This window comes from Ruegeria sp. SCP10 (assembly GCF_040329495.1).
Taxonomy (GTDB): domain Bacteria; phylum Pseudomonadota; class Alphaproteobacteria; order Rhodobacterales; family Rhodobacteraceae; genus Ruegeria.
The window spans coordinates 41,216-58,723 of record NZ_JBDZYF010000008.1; the positions used below are offsets into that span (position 1 = coordinate 41,216).

The 17,508-nt window shown below is 57.4% G+C and carries 18 protein-coding genes and 1 tRNA gene; 6 read left to right on the top strand and 13 right to left on the bottom strand.

The genetic code is table 11. The features are described from left to right. Nucleotides 1–50: 50 nt before the first annotated feature. Nucleotides 51–848 carry an ImmA/IrrE family metallo-endopeptidase gene (locus tag ABLN87_RS15730; protein WP_353011761.1) on the top strand — a complete coding sequence of 266 codons (798 nt, stop codon included), beginning with the start codon at nucleotides 51–53 and terminating at the stop codon, nucleotides 846–848. Nucleotides 849–896: 48 nt separating this feature from the next. Here ABLN87_RS15730 and iolB read toward each other — a convergent pair whose 3' ends face one another. The 11 genes from iolB to ABLN87_RS15785 form a co-directional block, all read right to left on the bottom strand. After that, nucleotides 897–1,703, bottom strand: coding sequence for a 5-deoxy-glucuronate isomerase (gene iolB / locus ABLN87_RS15735; protein WP_353012092.1), 807 nt, complete (start codon nucleotides 1,701–1,703; stop codon nucleotides 897–899). Nucleotides 1,704–1,745: 42 nt separating this feature from the next. After that, the gene (locus ABLN87_RS15740; RefSeq protein WP_353011763.1) at nucleotides 1,746–2,927 is read right to left on the bottom strand and encodes a phytanoyl-CoA dioxygenase family protein; all 1,182 of its coding nucleotides are present in this window, start codon (nucleotides 2,925–2,927) and stop codon (nucleotides 1,746–1,748) included. A gap of 49 nt (nucleotides 2,928–2,976) precedes the next feature. Further along, entirely contained in the window at nucleotides 2,977–3,876 is a 900-nt protein-coding gene (iolE, locus tag ABLN87_RS15745) for a myo-inosose-2 dehydratase (RefSeq protein WP_353011765.1), read from the bottom strand. After that, nucleotides 3,873–5,705 (bottom strand): 3D-(3,5/4)-trihydroxycyclohexane-1,2-dione acylhydrolase (decyclizing), encoded by a 1,833-nt coding sequence (gene iolD, locus ABLN87_RS15750; RefSeq protein WP_353011767.1) that lies wholly within the window; start codon nucleotides 5,703–5,705, stop codon nucleotides 3,873–3,875. Before iolD ends, iolE begins: the two co-directional genes overlap by 4 nt. A 149-nt stretch (nucleotides 5,706–5,854) precedes the next feature. Further along, entirely contained in the window at nucleotides 5,855–6,673 is an 819-nt protein-coding gene (locus ABLN87_RS15755; protein WP_170536080.1) for an ATP-binding cassette domain-containing protein, read from the bottom strand. 1 nt (nucleotide 6,674) lies between these two features. Continuing rightward, the gene (locus tag ABLN87_RS15760) at nucleotides 6,675–7,799 is read right to left on the bottom strand and encodes an ABC transporter permease (RefSeq protein WP_353011769.1); all 1,125 of its coding nucleotides are present in this window, start codon (nucleotides 7,797–7,799) and stop codon (nucleotides 6,675–6,677) included. 86 nt (nucleotides 7,800–7,885) lie between these two features. Then, a complete protein-coding gene (locus ABLN87_RS15765) occupies nucleotides 7,886–8,827 on the bottom strand; it encodes a sugar ABC transporter substrate-binding protein (protein ID WP_353011771.1) in 942 nt (313 codons plus the stop codon). 123 nt (nucleotides 8,828–8,950) lie between these two features. Further along, complete coding sequence (gene iolG, locus ABLN87_RS15770; protein WP_353011773.1) at nucleotides 8,951–9,964, bottom strand: inositol 2-dehydrogenase; 1,014 nt, start codon at nucleotides 9,962–9,964, stop codon at nucleotides 8,951–8,953. Between the two features lie 470 nt (nucleotides 9,965–10,434). After that, nucleotides 10,435–10,511: transfer RNA gene (locus ABLN87_RS15775), tRNA-Arg, on the bottom strand. Between the two features lie 21 nt (nucleotides 10,512–10,532). Continuing rightward, nucleotides 10,533–11,009 carry a GNAT family N-acetyltransferase gene (locus ABLN87_RS15780; protein ID WP_353011775.1) on the bottom strand — a complete coding sequence of 159 codons (477 nt, stop codon included), beginning with the start codon at nucleotides 11,007–11,009 and terminating at the stop codon, nucleotides 10,533–10,535. Next, entirely contained in the window at nucleotides 11,010–11,321 is a 312-nt protein-coding gene (locus ABLN87_RS15785; protein ID WP_353011777.1) for an ETC complex I subunit, read from the bottom strand. Between the two features lie 142 nt (nucleotides 11,322–11,463). Here ABLN87_RS15785 and ABLN87_RS15790 point away from each other — a divergent pair, with 142 nt between their 5' ends. The 5 genes from ABLN87_RS15790 (at nucleotide 11,464) to ABLN87_RS15810 (ending at nucleotide 16,610) form a co-directional block, all read left to right on the top strand. Beyond that, nucleotides 11,464–12,420 carry a thermonuclease family protein gene (locus ABLN87_RS15790; RefSeq protein WP_353011778.1) on the top strand — a complete coding sequence of 319 codons (957 nt, stop codon included), beginning with the start codon at nucleotides 11,464–11,466 and terminating at the stop codon, nucleotides 12,418–12,420. Nucleotides 12,421–12,702: 282 nt separating this feature from the next. Then, nucleotides 12,703–14,889 (top strand): excinuclease ABC subunit UvrB, encoded by a 2,187-nt coding sequence (gene uvrB / locus ABLN87_RS15795; protein WP_353011780.1) that lies wholly within the window; start codon nucleotides 12,703–12,705, stop codon nucleotides 14,887–14,889. Nucleotides 14,890–14,891: 2 nt separating this feature from the next. After that, entirely contained in the window at nucleotides 14,892–15,506 is a 615-nt protein-coding gene (locus ABLN87_RS15800) for a hypothetical protein (protein WP_353011782.1), read from the top strand. A gap of 115 nt (nucleotides 15,507–15,621) precedes the next feature. Further along, nucleotides 15,622–16,140 (top strand): hypothetical protein, encoded by a 519-nt coding sequence (locus ABLN87_RS15805; RefSeq protein ID WP_353011784.1) that lies wholly within the window; start codon nucleotides 15,622–15,624, stop codon nucleotides 16,138–16,140. A gap of 41 nt (nucleotides 16,141–16,181) precedes the next feature. Then, nucleotides 16,182–16,610: a hypothetical protein gene (locus ABLN87_RS15810; protein WP_353011786.1), complete on the top strand. Its 429-nt coding sequence runs from the start codon at nucleotides 16,182–16,184 to the stop codon at nucleotides 16,608–16,610. A 26-nt stretch (nucleotides 16,611–16,636) separates the two neighbouring features. Here the strand turns inward: ABLN87_RS15810 and ABLN87_RS15815 are convergent, their stop codons facing one another. Together ABLN87_RS15815 and ABLN87_RS15820 are read right to left on the bottom strand one after the other, a co-directional pair. After that, nucleotides 16,637–17,059 (bottom strand): excalibur calcium-binding domain-containing protein, encoded by a 423-nt coding sequence (locus ABLN87_RS15815; RefSeq protein WP_353011788.1) that lies wholly within the window; start codon nucleotides 17,057–17,059, stop codon nucleotides 16,637–16,639. Nucleotides 17,060–17,161: 102 nt separating this feature from the next. Beyond that, complete coding sequence (locus ABLN87_RS15820) at nucleotides 17,162–17,488, bottom strand: antibiotic biosynthesis monooxygenase family protein (RefSeq protein WP_170535997.1); 327 nt, start codon at nucleotides 17,486–17,488, stop codon at nucleotides 17,162–17,164. Nucleotides 17,489–17,508 lie beyond the last annotated feature (20 nt).

A 17,508-nucleotide genomic window follows, 5' to 3' on the forward strand; every position in this document is an offset into this window, starting at 1 on the left:
ATCCGGAAGCACATCAAAATTCTGGCACAATCCCGCACTAGTCATCGGATATGACCCAAAACGCCAGCCAGCTTGTCGATAAGTTCCTGCGGGGAATTTCGACGCACCATATCGAAACCATCCGGGATACTTGGCGTGCGCTCATGCAATGCCGTGAGAGCGCGGTGCCTGAAGTTCAAAAAAGGCTCTCGTCCAAAGCCTGGAAAGACAATCCGCGCGGGCCTTCGACTAGATACTTCGGCGCGCTCCTTGCACTTCTTGATGAACTGGACCCTGCTGTTTTTAGGCAAGAAATCTACCGTCTTAAGCGGACAAAGCTACATCCCGTCCATCGCCGAACGCTGAATATTCTCACAAAACGCCTTGATGACCAACCGGCCATTGTTCTAAGCGACAATACCCCAGTATTCATCAGCGATGACATCGTAGATCGCGCGCGGGTCATTAAAAACCTGACGAAATGGAGTAGGATCAAAGGCGTCACCCTTGAACAGGTAACCCGGATAGATGTGATCGCCCGGCGGGCCGACATGGACTATCTCGGCAAGTACAATCTGTTTTTCTCGTACATTGTCCTGACCTGGCCATCGCCATCCCCCAAGGGCCTGCACTTGTGGTGGGCGCGCATCACGGCAGAATTCACCTTCTACCATGAAGTCGGGCATCACGTTCTCGGGCACGGCGAAGGCGGTCAGGTTGCTGAGCAAGAAAAGGAAGCCAACGAATTTGCAAGTGCGATGCTACGCAATTCGAGGCCTGTTTTCGTTCTAATCGGCCGCGCGATTATTTGGCCAGTTAAACCGCTACTGCGGCGCCTATTGAAGCGATCGGAGCGCTACAGAGCATAAAACACTCAGCTATAGAGCAATTTTTTCCGGTCTCGGACACACTGGGGCCTATCCATCACGCTCCATGATCCATTCGACCTCAGGGGCCGGGACGAACCGCCATTTCCGCAGGGGGCCGGCCATGACGTTCAGATAGTACATCTCAAACCCATAGGGCGCACCGCAAGGGTGATGTCCACGCGGCACGATCACAACATCGCCATCGGACACCGCCATCGTTTCATCCAACTGCCCGTCGTCGGTGTAGACTCGCTGTATGCCAAACCCGTTGGCCGGGTTGAGACGATGGTAATAGGTTTCTTCCAAATAGGTTATGCGGGGGTAGTCGTCTTCATCATGACGGTGGCTGGGGTAGGACGACCAGTGTCCATTCGGCGTGAACACTTCTGTCACCAGCAGGCTGTCAGCGTAGTCCTCTGCCTCCATCGCGATGTTGTTGATATAGCGCGTGTTCACGCCCTTGCCGCGCTCGGTCAGGGTAATGCCATCGGGACCAATCCGCCGTGCCTCGTGCCCGCCATTGCCCGGGGCCGAGCACACAGCAATGACGCAATCGGTTTCTGCGACGGCCTCCCATTCGGTTCCGTTAGGCAGATAGAGACAATGCGGCGGTGTCTTCTCGAACACATCCATCCGGTCGCCCAGAACGCCCCAATCCTGCCCCGCCCCTGTGATCTGCGCCTTGCCTTCGACCATCACCAGTATGATCTCACGGTTCTCGGTGGCCTCAGCGGCCTTATCGCCGGCGCGCAGGTGATAAAGACCAAAACCCACGTAACGCCATCCCGCGCTGGCCGGAGTGATATCGTGAACTTTCCCATGCGAGCCGAGGGGTTTTTTGTGCAAATCCGCCATCTTGTTCTCCTTGCGGGCGGCCATGACAACCACCCGGTTGTTTCAGGCAGCTTGCCTTTGGGTCAGTGCCGAGAGTGTCTGGGCCAGTTGCGCCTTGGTCCATCCTTCCACAACCGCTCGTCGCAGGATATCCGCCTGACTTTCCGGCGCGTTGCCCCCAACCGGAGGGTCCGTGTCCAGATTGGTTGGGAACGGATAACCCTCAGCAGTGGCCGCTATTGCGGCCTCCAACTGCGCCGCATCCAACGCCCCACGCTGTTTCAAGGAAACCAGCGATGGGAAAACCGCCAGAGACATCGCCTGGCGATCCAACGCCTCCATCGCGCGCCCGAAAGCTGATGAGATTTGCAGCAGATTCGCCATCCGGTGAATATCGGCGCTGCTGTTTTCGCCCGCAGCATGGAACAGCGCCGGATTGAAGAACACCGCATCACCTTTTTCTAACGGCAACTGGATATAGTTGTCCTCGAAATACGCCCGGTGGGCTTCATCGTGAAACGCCAGATAGCCCGGCTGATAAAGCTGCGAGAAGGGTAGTAGTTTGGTTGGGCCGCTTTCCACAGGCATGTCGCAATGGGCCACTGCGCCCTGCAAGGTCAGCGAGGCTGTAACCAGATGCGCGTGGGCTGGATACATTGCCGCGCTGTCAACACTTTGGAACCCCAGATGATAATCCCGATGTGCCTGCTGCGCCCTGCCACCGGGTCGCACCTGATTGACTTGGGCGGTCATCTGATAATTCGGACCTAGCCATGCCTCACAAGCCGCAGCGATAGCCGTGTTCCCGAGGTAAAGCGCGAAGCCTTCGGGATCGCGTAGGCACTGTTTTTGCAGCGCATTCCAAATCCGGTCGTTGGCACCTGAGGCGGCGAAGTGGTCGCCTTCACCAGACCCGCTTTGACGTTCCTCGTCAATAATCTGGCGAAACACATCCGTCGCTCGGTCGATAACAGCCGTATCCGGATAGGCCCTTTTCAGCGCGATCACCCCGGCGGATTTGTCCAACACCCAGCCCCATTCTGCCAGCAATGCTTGCCGTGCGTCGGGCTGGTCCAGCACCTGGCATAGCGCCTGCATGTCATAGACCGGCACGTTCTTTTCAACCGAAACGGCATGAGGCACTGCATCGGCCAAAAGGTTCTGTGAGGTCAACACCTTAAACTCATCCAGATCACAGGATTCCCGGTCGAAATAGCCGACATATCCGAGGTCTTGATTTACCATGACCGACTCCTTTCACATGGCCTTCGGTGTTGCCCCTTGGGGCGGTGTACTAAGCCGCTATCTCCAATCCTGCCTTGCCGCAGACATCAACGATGTGGTCGTAACCCAGTTTGGAGTATTCACAGGGCGGTGCTTTGGCCGGGTCCTGTTCCGCCTCGACCACGATCCAGCCGCTATAGTCCATCGCCTTCAGCGCGTTTGCGACGGCCTGAAAGTCGATGCAGCCGTCACTAGGCACGGTGAAGGCCCCAGCGATGACCGCATCCAAAAAGCTGCGATTATTCTCGCGCACATCCTGCACAACAGCAGGGCGGATATCCTTGAAGTGTACGTGACGCACTCGGTCGCCCCAACGGTTCAAGGTTGCCATCACATCGCCGCCGCCAAACAACAGATGACCGGTGTCAAAACACAATCCCACCTCGGGACCTGACCCTTCCATCAGCCAGTTCACATCATCTTCGCTTTCGATGATGGTGCCCATGTGATGGTGATAAGCCATGGGCATGCCCTGATCGGCCATCCATTTTGCCAGTTCGGTGATCTTGGCGGCGTAGGCCAGCACCTCATCTTTTGACAGTTTGGGCCGGTGATTGACCGGCGTACCTGCCTCCGTCTGGATGGTGTTGGAACATTCCGCATAGACAATGCACGGGCTGTTCAGCGCCACGAACTGCTCGACCTGTTCGCGAACGGCCTCACGCTCGGTTGCGAAGTCATTGAGCAACGATGCGCCGGAACACCAGCCGCCACACAGGGCAATATCGCTGGCATCCAGATAAGCCCGCAACCCTTCGGTATCGCCGGGCATCCGTTGGCCGCGCTCGACGCCCGTATAGCCAATCTCTCGCGCCTCTTTCAGCGCCTGTTCCATAGTGTAGGCCGCCGTCAGGTCGGGCAAATCATCATTCTGCCACGCAATCGGAGAGATGCCGATCTTCACGCTCATTTCGTGTTTCTTTCTTTGATCGCAACTTCATAGGCCGCGCGTTTTTCGTTGACTTCGGGACGGATCGAGACCTCGGGCACGGCGACCTCCCACCATGTGCCGCCATATTCGGTGGACGGGTACGGATCGGTGTCGATAACCACCACATAGGGGCCTTTGATGTCGGCGCGTTTGGCCAGCGCATCCTCCAGTTCAGCAATCGAGTTAACCTTGACTGAGGTCGCCCCCATTGCCGCCGCGTGGGCGGCAAAATCAATGGCCGAGGGCGTTTCGTGCACCGCGTGATCCAGAAGGTTGTTAAACTCGGCCCCGCCAGTGCCCATCTGCAAGCGGTTGATACAGCCAAATCCACGGTTGTCGGTGATCACCACGGTGAACGAGATACCCATCATCGCGGCAGAGGCCATTTCCGAGTTCGCCATCATATAGGTGCCGTCGCCGGTAAAGCAGATCACGTCGCGATCCGGCTGGGCCATCTTGATACCCATCGCACCGGCGATCTCATATCCCATGCAGCTGAACCCGTATTCCATGTGATAGGCCCCGGGTCGCGGCGCTTTCCACAGCTTGTGCAGCTCACCCGGCATGGTGCCTGCCGCACACATCACAACCGTATCGTCATGCGAGGCGCGCTGAACCGCGCCCACCACTTGCATGTCGGTAGGCAGTGCATTCCCATCGCCAGGCGCGTCGGTCAGCTTGTCGACCTTGCCAAACCAATCCGCTTTGAGCGTGTCAGCCACGGGGTCTGCACTGTAGCCCTGCAGGCTTGCGCCAAGTTCTTCCAAACCAATGCGCGCATCGGTTTGCAGCGGCATCGCGCCGTGTTTTTCGGCGTCATAGGCGGCGGTGTTCAGGCACACCATCTCGCGTTCGGGGTTCGAAAACAGGCCCCAGGATCCGGTGGTGAAATCCTGCAAACGCGTACCAACCGCCAGAACCAGATCGGCCTTGGCGCAAACGTCGTTGGCCGGTTCTCCACCGGTTACACCAATGGGGCCGAGGTTCAGCGGATGGTCCCACGCCAAAGCGGACTTACCAGCCTGCGTTTCAGCGATGGGGACATTGTGGGTCTCAACAAAGCGTTGCAGCGTGTCGGTCGCACCCGAGTAATGCACCCCGCCCCCGGCCACGATCACGGGGCGTTTGGCGGCTTTGATCGCGGCGACAGCGCGCGCCAGTTCGCCCTCATCCGGGCGAATGCGGCGCTGATACCAGACGCGCGGTTCAAAGAAGCTTTCAGGGTAGTCATACGCCTCGGCTTGCACGTCCTGACAGAAGGCCAGCGTTACCGGGCCGCAATCAGCCGGGTCGGTCATGGTGCGGAAGGCACGCGGCAGAGCCGTCAACAGGTGTTCGGGGCGCGAGATACGGTCATAGTACCGGCTAACCGGGCGGAAACAGTCATTGGCGCTGACGGTGCCATCGCCGAAGTTTTCGATCTGTTGCAGCACCGGATCGGGCCCGCGCGTGGCGAACACGTCACCAGGGATGATCAGAACCGGCAAGCGGTTGGCATGGGCCAAGGCCGCCGCCGTCACCATATTCGTGGCCCCAGGCCCGATGGACGACGTCACCGCCATCGCCCGCGTGCGGCGCATCTGTTTGGCATAGGCAATCGCACAATGGGCCATCGTTTGTTCGTTGTGACCACGATAGGTAGGCAGGCTGTCTCTGACGGCATGCAAAGCTTCACCCAAACCCGCCACATTGCCATGGCCAAAGATGGCCCAGACACCCGCGATAAAGGGCTCTCCGGCCTCGTTCATCTGCGCCCCTAGATAGCGCACCAGAGCCTGCGCCGCGGTCAGTCGGACTGTCTTGCTCATCATGATCCCTTTCCACACGAAGCCGCCATCGGCATTCCGTTGGTATTCACATTATTGAAGGTTCCAGGCCAACCGAATGGGCCTGACGATTTGTGGTTTTGCGCCACCACTTGGTTCGATACTCCGCATGTCTGCGGAGCATCGGTGGTTTAAACTGTTCCGCCCAGCGAGCCTTCCAGCTGGGCCAGCTCCTGGCCCCCTGCCATCAGGTCCTGAAGCTCTTCTGGCGTGATCTCACCCCGTTTCGCAGTGCCGAGGGTTTGACCCCGGTTCAAAACGGTAAATCGGTCGCCGACAGCCAGCGCGTGACGCACGTTGTGACTGATGAACACGACACCCACGCCCTGACTGCGCACCTTATCGATGGTCGCCAACACGTTCGAGGTTTGACGCACCCCAAGGGCCGAGGTCGGCTCGTCCAAGATCAGGATCTTCGCTCCGAAATGCACAGCCCGCGCAATCGCAACGGTTTGACGTTCCCCGCCCGACAGGGTGCCGACGGCTTGATCGGGACCACGCAGGTTGATGCCCATTTTGCGCATCTCCTCCATGGTGATCTCATCCGCCAGCTTCTTGTCGAAGAAGTTGATACCGGCAACTTTACGCGTGGGCTCATTACCCATGAAGAAATTGCGGCTGACGCTCATCAACGGGATCATGGCCAGATGCTGGTGCACCGTGGCGATGCCCGCAGAAATCGCGTCGCGCGGATCTTCGAAATGCATAGGCTTGTCTTCGAAGAAAATCTCACCCGCAGTTGGCTTGTGCACACCGGACATCGTTTTGATGAAGGTCGACTTACCCGCGCCATTATCGCCCAGCAGGCAGTGGCATTCGCCCGGCTTGAGGTCGAAACTGACACCGGCCAGCGCAATCACAGACCCAAAGTGTTTTTGAATGTCGACCATACGGATGATCGGCTTTCGCTCTTGTGCGTCGCCATGGTGAAATTTGGTGTCTTCAGTCATCTCAGTGTTCTCCTGTGATGATGCGACGGATATAGGTGTTCAAGATCACCGCACCCAGCAGGATCACACCCAGGAACACCCGGAACAGCGAGCTTTCGACCCCGGCAAAGAACAGCCCCTGCTGCACTACGCCAAAGATCAGCGCGCCAAGCGCGGCGCCCAGAACCGAGCCATAGCCGCCGGTTAGCAACGCGCCGCCAATGACCACCGCGATGATCGCCTCGAACTCTTTCAGCAAACCACGATCTGCCCCGGCTGAGCCGAACTCCATCACCTGACAGGTGGCGAAAACAGTGGCGCAGAATGCGGTGAACATGAACATCAGGATTTTCACCTTGTTCACGGGCACACCCGAATTCCGTGCGGCCTCGGCGTCTCCACCTGCGGCAAAGATCCAGTTTCCGAACTTGGTTTTAGTCAGCAAAACATGGCCAAAAATGATGATGCCGATGGCCCAGATGATCAGCATCGGAATGCCGTCCACCACTGGTTCGCCTAGGCGCGATCCGCGCTCGAACGTCGCAATAACTCCATTGTCACCCAGCCAAACGAAAAGGCCCTGAAACACCTTGCCGCCAAAAACCGAGGCGAGCCAATCGCCTTCTGCGACATCTTTGATGCCGCCGATGATGGTCTTGCGCTCAATCGTCTGCGGCAGAAATATCGTAAAGCCGCGCAGAATGAACAAAAACGCCAGCGTCACAATAAAGCTGGGCAATCCGGTGCGCACGACAATAAAGCCGTTGAGGGCACCGATAGCGACGCACAGAACAAACGTGACGATGATCGCCATCCAGACCGGCCAGGTCAGCGTGACCGAGAAGATGGCAATCATCATCCCGGCAAAACCAATCATAGACCCGACGGACAGGTCAAATTCACCCGCGATCATCAACAGGCAGGCCCCGACGGCGATGATCATGAACTGGGCTGAAACGATCGACCAGTTCATCACGCCTTGAGAGTTGAACATGCCACTGTCAAAGGCGAATAGCAGGAAGAAGGTGAATACGGCGACGGTACCGACCATGCCACCCAGTTCCGGGCGGATCAGGGCGCGGCGCAACGGCGAGATCTCTTTGATCCGTTCGTCGCTGCCTGCCGTGGATTGAGCTGACTCTGACATAAAGGTCCTCCCCTCACGGGTGATCCCGAAGAATAAGAAAGTTGGGCTGAGCGGGCGTTAGATCACGCCCGCTCGACTATTGAAGATCAGCGGTATTCGCCCGCGAATTCTTCGATTTTCTCCAGCCCGTCAGCAGTCACAAAACCGGGGCCCGAGTTGATGTTGTTGCCGGGCAGAACGCCATAGCGGTGGTAGTTGGTCATCACAACAACCGGCAGGTAGGCCTGCAAGAAGGGCTGCTGGTCGATCCCCCACTGAATGGTACCGTCCTTGATGCCTTTGACAATTTCACCACCCAGATCGAAGGTGCCGAAATAGATGTCACCGGCCATGCCGTTTTCCTGCAGGGCAAGGATGGTCGGGTCCGCCGATGTCGGACCAAGCGTCAGAACGGCATCTGTGTCTGGGTTGGCCGACAGATAGGCCAGAACACGGTTCTTGATCTCGGCCGGGTCCTGACCCGCGTCGATCATCTGCTCGCCCAGGTCAATACCCAGACCATCCGCGAAACCCTGGCAGCGCTCTTGGCTGGACGGCTGAACGATGTAGTGATTCACGCACAGGAACGACCCGATGCCATCGCCTTTGGCACGCAGACCGGCGGCATACCCCGCGTCATATTCAGGCTGCCCGACATACATCAGCGCACCCACTTCGCGCGCCTTTTCGGGCGTGCCGGTGTTCATGATGATCACGTCGATACCAGAATCCACGGCGGCCTTGATGGGGCCTTCCAGAATATCCGGGTCAGCCAGAGTGGTGATGATCCCGTTCGGACCCGAGGCTGCCGCCTGATCGATGATCCGCGCCATGTCGGCAAGGTCTCCGGTGGGCGGGTTGCGGTATTCAACCTCAACACCCATCTGATCACCTGCAAGTGCGATCCCGTTTTTGATCGTGTTCCACCAGCTGTCACTGTCAGGCGCGTGGCTGACCAGAATGTACTTCTCGCCTTCTGCGGCAGCACCTGTCGCGGCTGCAACCGCAAGCGCGCTGGCCGCAAGAACACTTTTTACAAATTTGTTCATTTGGTTTCCTCCCATAAAAACCGTCGATTTTTGCTCTGGGCGTTTACCCCTGTTCATCCGGCCAGGCCGAATCTCCGAGGCTCGGGTTAGGTTCCGAGCTGCGTTCAGTTTGAATAAATTCACTCATTTTGCAACCGGTTTCAAAATATCGCTAAGTTGAACCGGCCTTCCGGACCCGGCAGATTGGGTCGCTGCCTCGGCCATGGCCAGCGCCGCGACACCGTCTTCCAGCGTGACCGGGACGGCTTGACCCGCCGTGATCGCATCGACAAAAGCGGCCCATTCAGCCTTGTAGGCAGTCATGTACCGCTCAAGGAAAAAATAGGTTGGCTTGGCACCAACAACGCCATCGGCGGTGGATTTGATCACGGTGTTTTCCAGCACGTTCTGGGCCTGCAACAGACCTTCAGACCCCAGCATCTCGACCCGCTGGTCATAGCCATAGGCTGCGCGGCGCGAGTTTTTGATGACCGCGATCCGACCATCCGAATAGGTCAGTGTCGCGACCGCTGTATCAACATCCCCGGCCTGTCCGATTTCGGGATCAACCACCGCCGAACCAACGGCGGAAATCGCCACAGGCAAGCCACCCATAAGGTAGTTCGCCATGTCAAAATCGTGGATCATCATGTCCCGAAACAATCCACCGGACACTTTGATGTAGCTTACTGGTGGCGGTGCCGGATCGAAGGACGTGATCGAAAGCAGCTCGGTCTTACCGATCTCTCCGGCGTCTGAGGCAGCTTTCATCGCTGAAAAATTCGGGTCAAACCGGCGGTTGAACCCAATCATGATGGGCTTTTGATGATCCGCCACATTGGCCTGACAGGCCATTGCACGCTGCAAATCCAGATCCACCGGCTTTTCGCACAAAACCGCCTTGCCCGCCTGCGTCGCCGCCTCGATCAGGTCCGAATGCGTATCGGTTGGGGTTGCGATCAGAACGGCATCAATCGCAGGATCTGCAATGATTTCATGTGAACTGCGTACCTGCGCGCTATATTCGCCCGCAAGCTGGCTGGCGGCGTCCGCGACCGCATCTGAGACCGCAGAGAGGGTGCTGTCAGGATGCGCCGTAATCGCCTGCGCATGAACGCGCCCAATCCGACCGGCCCCAAGCAGTCCAACACTCAGCATGCATCTCTCCCGAATCCTGTTGCGCTTCACAATGAGAATTTTTGCAACCGGTTGCAAGATGTTTTTTGCGGCAATCTCTCCTTATTGGCAAAACGCCGGAACCACTTGGAAATTTCAGGCCTTTGGGGCGCGACAGCCCGTTGGATTTTCGATGTTTTTCCACAGCATTTTCGAGAAACCACACAAAAAACGTCTGTTCTACGGGAATCCCCCAATGTCGCGGATCATCGGCTTTCGCTAGACTGTGAATCAGCGGTTAACACTACCACTGAATAACCCCCTTGCGAGGGGCTGGCCCAAACCCCCTCACCCAGCCCCTCGAACCCCCACTTGATTTTTTGCTCTTCTTAGCTTGTCGGAACGTGCCGTCGCTTGGCTCCGCACCTTTGTGCGACCGAGGAATAAAGAAGTGATTTGAGGCAATGGCCTTGCCCCACCAGAAAACGGGCGATTTCATAGAGTTTTAGAAATGGCGATCCCTGAAGGACTCGAACCCTCAACCTGCTGATTAGAAGTCAGCTGCTCTATCCAGTTGAGCTAAGGGACCGCTGCGCCCTTCTTGCGGTTTTTATAAGCGGGGTTCAAGGGCCAAGCGCATGAACGCGCTGTTGGGATCTTCTTCATAGCCAAAGATCGGGCCGCAATAGGAATATCCCAGCGCCTCATAGAGTTTGCGTGCGGCGTCATATTCGGAAAGATGGGCCGCGCCGGTTTCCAGTACAAGCGCGGAAACTCCCTCGGCTTTGGCCAAGTCAGCCAGATAGGTCATGATCTCACGTGCAAGGCCGCGACCGCGTGCCGCCGACACGACATGAACCGATTTCACCTCGGCCGTGCCATCGGGAAGCGTTTTGAGCGCTCCGCACCCAAGCGCCACATCATCTTCGAAAACGCCCCAGAACCGAATCTCGGGCGCGCGCAGAGCCTCGACGTCCAGAGTGTGATTTGAGGTCTGCGGCGTTGCCTCCCAACTATGGGCAAGATGGGCCTCAATAATCGGACGCAGAGCCTCTGATCCGGGATCAGCGGCGCGAATCTCGATCACTTAGTGGGTCCAGGGCGCGCGGCGGTCGGTGGCAAAATTCTCGCCATAACCGCGTTGCCGCAGGTTGGGTTTGCGCTTGTGCGGCTCGCTTACCTGTGCGTCGATGCCATTGTCTTTGGCATAATCCAACGCTTCTTCCTTGGTGTCGAACTTCAGGCGCACCTGCGTCTGGGTATCGTTGGATGAGGTCCAGCCCATCAGCGGATCAACCTCGCGCGCTGAGGCAGGCGCATATTCCAGCACCCATTTGCGGGTCTTGGCCATGCCCGAGGTCATCGCATTTCTGGCGGGCTGGTAAATCCGTGCGCGCATATCGCCTCTCCGTACTCACTTGGCTGGCGTGTTTATGCGCCAGTGCGGCGTCAGGGGCAAGACTGCACGCACAGCAGTTAACAAACTGTCGCGCAAACATGGTATCCTAAGTGTGTTTGTTTCAATTGATTGGAGAAGCCCGATGTCAGGGACATCTTTTACCGCCCGTGTGGACCGTGTTGTTGATGGGGATACCGTTCGTGTCTTTCTTGAGGACGATGCCGATAAAAGCGAAAGCTTGCGCATTCTGGCGCTTGATACCGAAGAGGTCTTTGCCGGCAGTAAACCGGTTACCCCGCTTGGTCACGCCGCCTCCGACCGTGCCAAGGAACTGATTGCGCCCGGGGATACGGTCAAACTGATCCTGCCCGGAAACGAGCCACGTGCCGAAGCCTTGCAGAAGTACCGAGGCAATTTTGGTCGGGTTCTGTGCTATCTCGAACTGGAAGACGGCACCGATTTTCAGCAGGTGATGATTCAGGAAGGTCTTTCACCCTATTTCCAGAAATACGGCTATGCCGAATTTGCCCATTTGCATGACCGGTATCGCGAGGCCGAACGCATGGCACAATCCGCAACGTTGGGCATTTGGGATCAGGTGGCCAACAATGGCTCGGTCATGCGCAACTACGCCGCCCTGACAACATGGTGGGACCTGCGGGCACGCATCATCGAAGGCTACCGCGAAATCAAGCGCCGGAACCCCGAGATCAACATGTTCAACACCCGTCTGGACTATGATCGCCTAGTTGAGATCGCCAAAGCAGGTCAGGAGACCACAGTGTTCATAGAACTGCGTGACTTCACGCCCACCTCGGGTGATCATATCCTGTTTCACACCGGCAGCCTGACCCAGCCGTATCAGTTGTTCATTCCAAATGGGAACGTGGGCGGCGGCGAAGATGTAATGAACCTGATCCTGAACCGCTACCGCGCGGATGGAGAGGAGCAACCGCGCCGCTCCTATGCGTATGTCACAGGCCCCACCAAGATGTTCCCCGACAATGACACCGGGCGGCCCGAGATTATCGTAACCGATCCCGCACAGATTACGGATTGGCCTCATCAGGCTTTGGAACGCGCTGGCGTATCTGGGTAGATCCGCGTCAGTATGTTGGCCTGTCCATTTCGATAGGGCCGACACTTTTCGACCGCCGGAAACTTCGGATTCATCTGATGACAAAATATGTCATCAGATGAGTCTATACGATCACGCGAACCCAGTTTTCAGGATCAATCCAGTCTATCCCTGAATACGATATGGGCATCGCTACACCGCAGCAGCCTGATTTCAGCCGCATAAGTCCACATCATACTCGGATCAGCCCTTGCAGATGGACAAAATAAGAACAAATGTAGGGACCTGACCCGGAGCCTGCCCATGCCATACGCCCATTCCGACAAGACCCAACTGACCGCCGAAGACGTGCGCGCCCGCCTGAAACTGGAAGGCGGCAAGCAGTTTGTGATGCACACTGAATTCGCGCCTGCAGGTGATCAACCAACAGCCATCAAAGAACTGGCAGGCGGGGTTCAGGACGGAGAGCGAGATCAGGTTCTGCTGGGTGCCACCGGCACGGGCAAGACCTTCACCATGGCCAAAGTGATCGAGGAAACGCAGCGCCCTGCGATCATCCTTGCCCCCAACAAGACACTGGCGGCGCAGCTATATGGTGAGTTCAGGGGCTTCTTCCCCGAGAACTCAGTCGAATATTTCGTATCCTACTACGATTACTACCAGCCAGAGGCCTATGTGCCCCGCAGCGACACGTACATAGAAAAAGAATCGCAGATCAACGAACAGATCGACCGGATGCGCCACTCGGCCACGCGGGCGCTGTTAGAGCGGGACGACGTAATCATCGTCGCCTCGGTCTCGTGCATCTACGGTATCGGCTCGGTCGAGACCTATGGGGCGATGACGCAGGACCTGAAGGTAGGTCGCGAGTATGACCAGAGGCAGGTGATGGCCGATCTGGTCGCCCAGCAATACCGCCGCAACGATCAGGCGTTTCAGCGTGGCTCGTTCCGCGTGCGGGGCGACAGTTTGGAAATCTGGCCTGCCCACCTTGAAGACCGCGCCTGGAAATTCTCGTTTTTCGGTGAGGAGCTGGAAACCATCACCGAGTTCGATCCCCTGACCGGTGAACGCGCCGCGACGATGGAGCAGGTGCGGGTCTATGCCAACTCGCATTACGTCACGCCGAAGCCGACGATGAATCAGGCGATCATCGGGATCAAAAAGGAACTGCGCATCCGGTTGGATCAGCTGGTGGGCGAGGGCAAGTTGCTGGAAGCCCAACGCCTGGAACAACGAACAAATTTCGATCTGGAAATGCTTGAGGCCACCGGCGTCTGCAACGGGATCGAGAACTACTCGCGCTATCTGACCGGCCGTGCGCCGGGTGAACCGCCCCCAACGCTGTTCGAATTCATCCCCGACAACGCTATCGTCTTCGCCGACGAATCCCACGTCAGCGTCCCGCAGATCGGCGGCATGTACCGGGGCGACTATCGGCGCAAGTTCACTCTGGCCGAACACGGGTTCCGCTTGCCGTCTTGCATGGACAACCGCCCATTGAAGTTCGAGGAATGGGACGCCATGCGCCCGCAATCCGTCTTCGTCTCGGCCACCCCTGCAAAGTGGGAGATCGAACAGACTGGAGGCGTCTTCACCGAACAGGTCATCCGCCCCACCGGCCTGCTGGACCCAGAGGTCGAAATCCGACCCGTCTCGATGCAGGTGGACGACCTGCTGGACGAGGTGCGCAAGGTGGCCGCTGACGGCTATCGCACGCTGGTCACCACGCTGACCAAACGCATGGCCGAGGACTTGACCGAATACCTGCACGAACAGGGCATCAAAGTCCGCTACATGCATTCAGATATCGACACGCTGGAACGGATCGAAATCCTGCGCGACCTGCGGCTGGGGGCCTTCGACGTGCTGGTCGGCATCAACCTGCTGCGCGAAGGGCTCGACATCCCCGAATGCGGGCTGGTCGCCATTCTGGACGCGGATAAAGAGGGCTTCCTGCGGTCTGAAACCTCGCTGATCCAGACCATCGGCCGCGCCGCGCGGAACGCCGATGGCCGGGTGATCATGTATGCCGACAAGATTACCGGCTCGATGGAGCGCGCCTTGGGCGAGACCAACCGCCGCCGTGCCAAACAGCTCGCCTATAACGAAGAACACGGCATCACGCCTGAGACCGTGAAGAAAAACGTCGAGGACGTTCTGGCCGGTCTTTATGAAGGTGACGTCGACATGAACCGCGTCACCGCCACTATCGACAAACCGATGCACGGCGCCAATCTCGAGGCCCATCTGGACGGCCTGCGCGACCAGATGCGCAAAGCCGCCGAGAACCTGGAGTTCGAAGAGGCCGCCAATATCCGGGATGAGATCAAACGTCTGGAAGCGGTCGATCTGGCCGTCGCCGACGACCCCATGGCGCGCCAATGGGCGGTCGAGAAGGCATCCGAGGATGCCGTGAAATCGCGCGGACGGTCAACGGCTGGACGGCCGGGGCAGCGGGGTGGGAATGTGAAGCGGAGGAAGAGGTGACGTTGAGCCCTTCAGTAAAAAAATACTGGAACAGAACTCTTCGCCCAACACTATATGTCGCAGTTCAACTTCTAATGTTTGGGGGCTACTCAGCACATCTTTTGCGAGCTATTGAACCTGAGAAATTCGCCAAATTTGGGGCACTGATTATCGCTTGGGCTGTTCTCAATATAGCTTTTCAACGAAGTCGGTTTACGCGGGCCTTGGAAAGCTGGGATCGGTCCCAAGCTAAATGGCAATTCGATCAAACGGCCAATGCTATAGCTTTCAGGGATAAGGCAATCATAAACACTTTTGACGTCCATGCCTCACAAATTGCTCGGATAAACCATCGGCTCGGATACGATAACCCGTTTGTAGAGAACACCCCAGAATCAATTAAAGAGTTTATTGAAAGCGCTCAAATTGACCAAGAGCAGGCCGATAGCTTTCGTCGAGAACAAGAGCAATTCAATCGGCAGTTTCAGGAGTTTCAAGATCGCTACCGGCACTCAACGCAATTTCAAGAAGGTTGGAGCAGCCTCATGTGGCGGCTGGAGTTGCTGCTGGTAGCCGTTGGAACCGTTCAAACAGCATACGGCATCGATTTTGTAATTTGGTTTCATAGTGTTTTCTAGCAACAACAGGATGTGGTGCTCGCACCCATCCTAACCCGCCCACGCGACCCAGAGTTGCAATCCTGCACAAAGCGATGAATGATCCACTCCGAAGATATTGCCGGAGACCATTGATTTGCCAATTGTTATCCTCGTCCTGACCGCCATTGGCGGTGCGATCTGGTGGTGGGTGCGGAACAACCCACGCGAAGCGCTCAACACCGCTCATGACGTCGCAACAACCCTGAAGAACGCGCCAAGAAAACTGGCCTTTCGCAGCGTCGCAAACGCCCATCCTGTCGAGGGGATTGACGACGAACGCATTGCCATCTGCGCCATCGCGCAGGCCTTTATCGAATTGGATGACCTGCCGACCGCTGAGCAACGTCAGCAACTGCACGTTCTTTTGCGCACAAAACTGCGCTGCTCTGAAGAAGAGGCGCAGGAAATGGAAGTGCTCGGCCGTTGGCTGATGACCCAATGCAATGGACCCAGCGATGCCGTCCCTCGACTGGGACGCCGCCTGAGAAAAATCGACAGCGGACGGTCGTGGGATCGTCTGCAAGAGATGCTGATGCCATTGGCCGGTGATCAGCTTTCCCGCTCTCAGGTTGGTGCAATCGAAGACCTCAAACTCGCTCTCAAAGTCAGTTAGCAGTTGCCCGCATGTCATCACCGGTAACTAGATAGCCGACCATGCGCATCGTTCTACTCTGTCTGGTCCTCGCCACCCCGGCCACCGCATGGGAGGCGACAGTCGGGCAAATCTGCACCCTGTCACACAGCACCGATCAGGCAGACATCTTCCTGACCTACGATCCGTCTCAACCGCTTTATACGCTAACCGTCACCCGCAAGACCGAAGGTTGGACGCAAACCCCTTGGTTCGCGATGCGCTTTGACGGCCCGAGGCCCATCGAAATCGCCACGCCGCGTCATGTGTTGTCGGACAATGCGGCCTCGCTGACTGTCACGGATACCGGGTTTGGCAATGTTCTGGACGGACTCGAATACAATCAAACCGCCTATGCCTTTACGCAGGACGGTCTTGCCGAGTTTCCCTTGGACGGCGCAGCGCCGGAGGTGCGCATCTTTCGCGAATGCGCGGGCGCGCAGCTTTCATAACGGCGGTGGGTCGCCCCACCCAACGCTCAAGGCCGCACGAACTTCGCGTTTCCGACCGAGCGTACGGGCGCATCATTGCTGCGTTGCGCGGGGGCGCTTTGAACTTGCACCGAACCCGATCTTTCACAGGAAACCCCATTGCCATCCGGGTCATAGCGTTCGTGATAGCCTGCATAGCCTTTGCGGAACGGGCCAAAGCCAATCGCCTCGGGCGCTGAACAGCCGGTTAGGGCGATCAGGTGCAGGATCGCTCCGTTGCGGTCATATTCGGACGTCCGGATGTAGATATTCGCCGCCAGCAGAAGCGTGGTCACAGGCAACGCAAGCAGCATGAGTGAAATACGAAACGGCGATAGCGCCTTACGGCGTGTCGCTTCGGCCCGTAATTGCCGCTTGGTCGGCTTCGGGGTCTGACCCGAGGGCTTTTGCACTGTGCTGTCCAAATCCATGACCCGAATCTAAACCACATTTGTGGCGAAGCCCAGGCGATCCGCATTGAGCAAATTAAAGCTGTGGCACATTGGTCCGTCTGGCCCTAGGAAAATCGCCCGCTAAGGGCGATCAAATGTGTCGGCCACGTCATACATGACCGGCTCAAAGCTCTTGCACATCTCATTGATCTTGCGGTTCCGGTTGCGCATCTCAGGCGTGCGCAGCATGGCAAGAAAATCCTCACGCCGTTCCCATTGCGAATAGTTCGCGATCCGGGTCTGGGCATCGTTCACATGCAACCCGGCAGAGATAAAGCCGGGTTGCTTCGAAATGAACTCGGCATAAGCATCCGTCAACGCATCGAGCAGATCGTGACAGGTGCCCGGTGTCATTTCAAACGTTGTGATGACGGTCTGTACGCTGGCATTTTTTGCTATGGTCGGCATCTGCTCCTCCTGTGGCTGAA

What these genes read in the sequence shown, in the direction of transcription:
- uvrB (WP_353011780.1), top strand. Translation starts at nt 12,703, where the DNA reads ATGCCATACGCCCATTCCGACAAGACCCAACTGACCGCCGAAGACGTG.
- ABLN87_RS15785 (WP_353011777.1), bottom strand. Translation starts at nt 11,321, where the DNA reads ATGCGCGCACGGATTTACCAGCCCGCCAGAAATGCGATGACCTCGGGC.
- ABLN87_RS15765 (WP_353011771.1), bottom strand. Translation starts at nt 8,827, where the DNA reads ATGAACAAATTTGTAAAAAGTGTTCTTGCGGCCAGCGCGCTTGCGGTT.
- ABLN87_RS15820 (WP_170535997.1), bottom strand. Translation starts at nt 17,488, where the DNA reads ATGCCGACCATAGCAAAAAATGCCAGCGTACAGACCGTCATCACAACG.
- ABLN87_RS15815 (WP_353011788.1), bottom strand. Translation starts at nt 17,059, where the DNA reads ATGGATTTGGACAGCACAGTGCAAAAGCCCTCGGGTCAGACCCCGAAG.
- ABLN87_RS15810 (WP_353011786.1), top strand. Translation starts at nt 16,182, where the DNA reads ATGCGCATCGTTCTACTCTGTCTGGTCCTCGCCACCCCGGCCACCGCA.
- ABLN87_RS15740 (WP_353011763.1), bottom strand. Translation starts at nt 2,927, where the DNA reads ATGGTAAATCAAGACCTCGGATATGTCGGCTATTTCGACCGGGAATCC.
- ABLN87_RS15730 (WP_353011761.1), top strand. Translation starts at nt 51, where the DNA reads ATGACCCAAAACGCCAGCCAGCTTGTCGATAAGTTCCTGCGGGGAATT.
- ABLN87_RS15790 (WP_353011778.1), top strand. Translation starts at nt 11,464, where the DNA reads ATGTCAGGGACATCTTTTACCGCCCGTGTGGACCGTGTTGTTGATGGG.
- ABLN87_RS15760 (WP_353011769.1), bottom strand. Translation starts at nt 7,799, where the DNA reads ATGTCAGAGTCAGCTCAATCCACGGCAGGCAGCGACGAACGGATCAAA.
- ABLN87_RS15755 (WP_170536080.1), bottom strand. Translation starts at nt 6,673, where the DNA reads ATGACTGAAGACACCAAATTTCACCATGGCGACGCACAAGAGCGAAAG.
- iolD (WP_353011767.1), bottom strand. Translation starts at nt 5,705, where the DNA reads ATGAGCAAGACAGTCCGACTGACCGCGGCGCAGGCTCTGGTGCGCTAT.
- iolE (WP_353011765.1), bottom strand. Translation starts at nt 3,876, where the DNA reads ATGAGCGTGAAGATCGGCATCTCTCCGATTGCGTGGCAGAATGATGAT.
- iolG (WP_353011773.1), bottom strand. Translation starts at nt 9,964, where the DNA reads ATGCTGAGTGTTGGACTGCTTGGGGCCGGTCGGATTGGGCGCGTTCAT.
- iolB (WP_353012092.1), bottom strand. Translation starts at nt 1,703, where the DNA reads ATGGCGGATTTGCACAAAAAACCCCTCGGCTCGCATGGGAAAGTTCAC.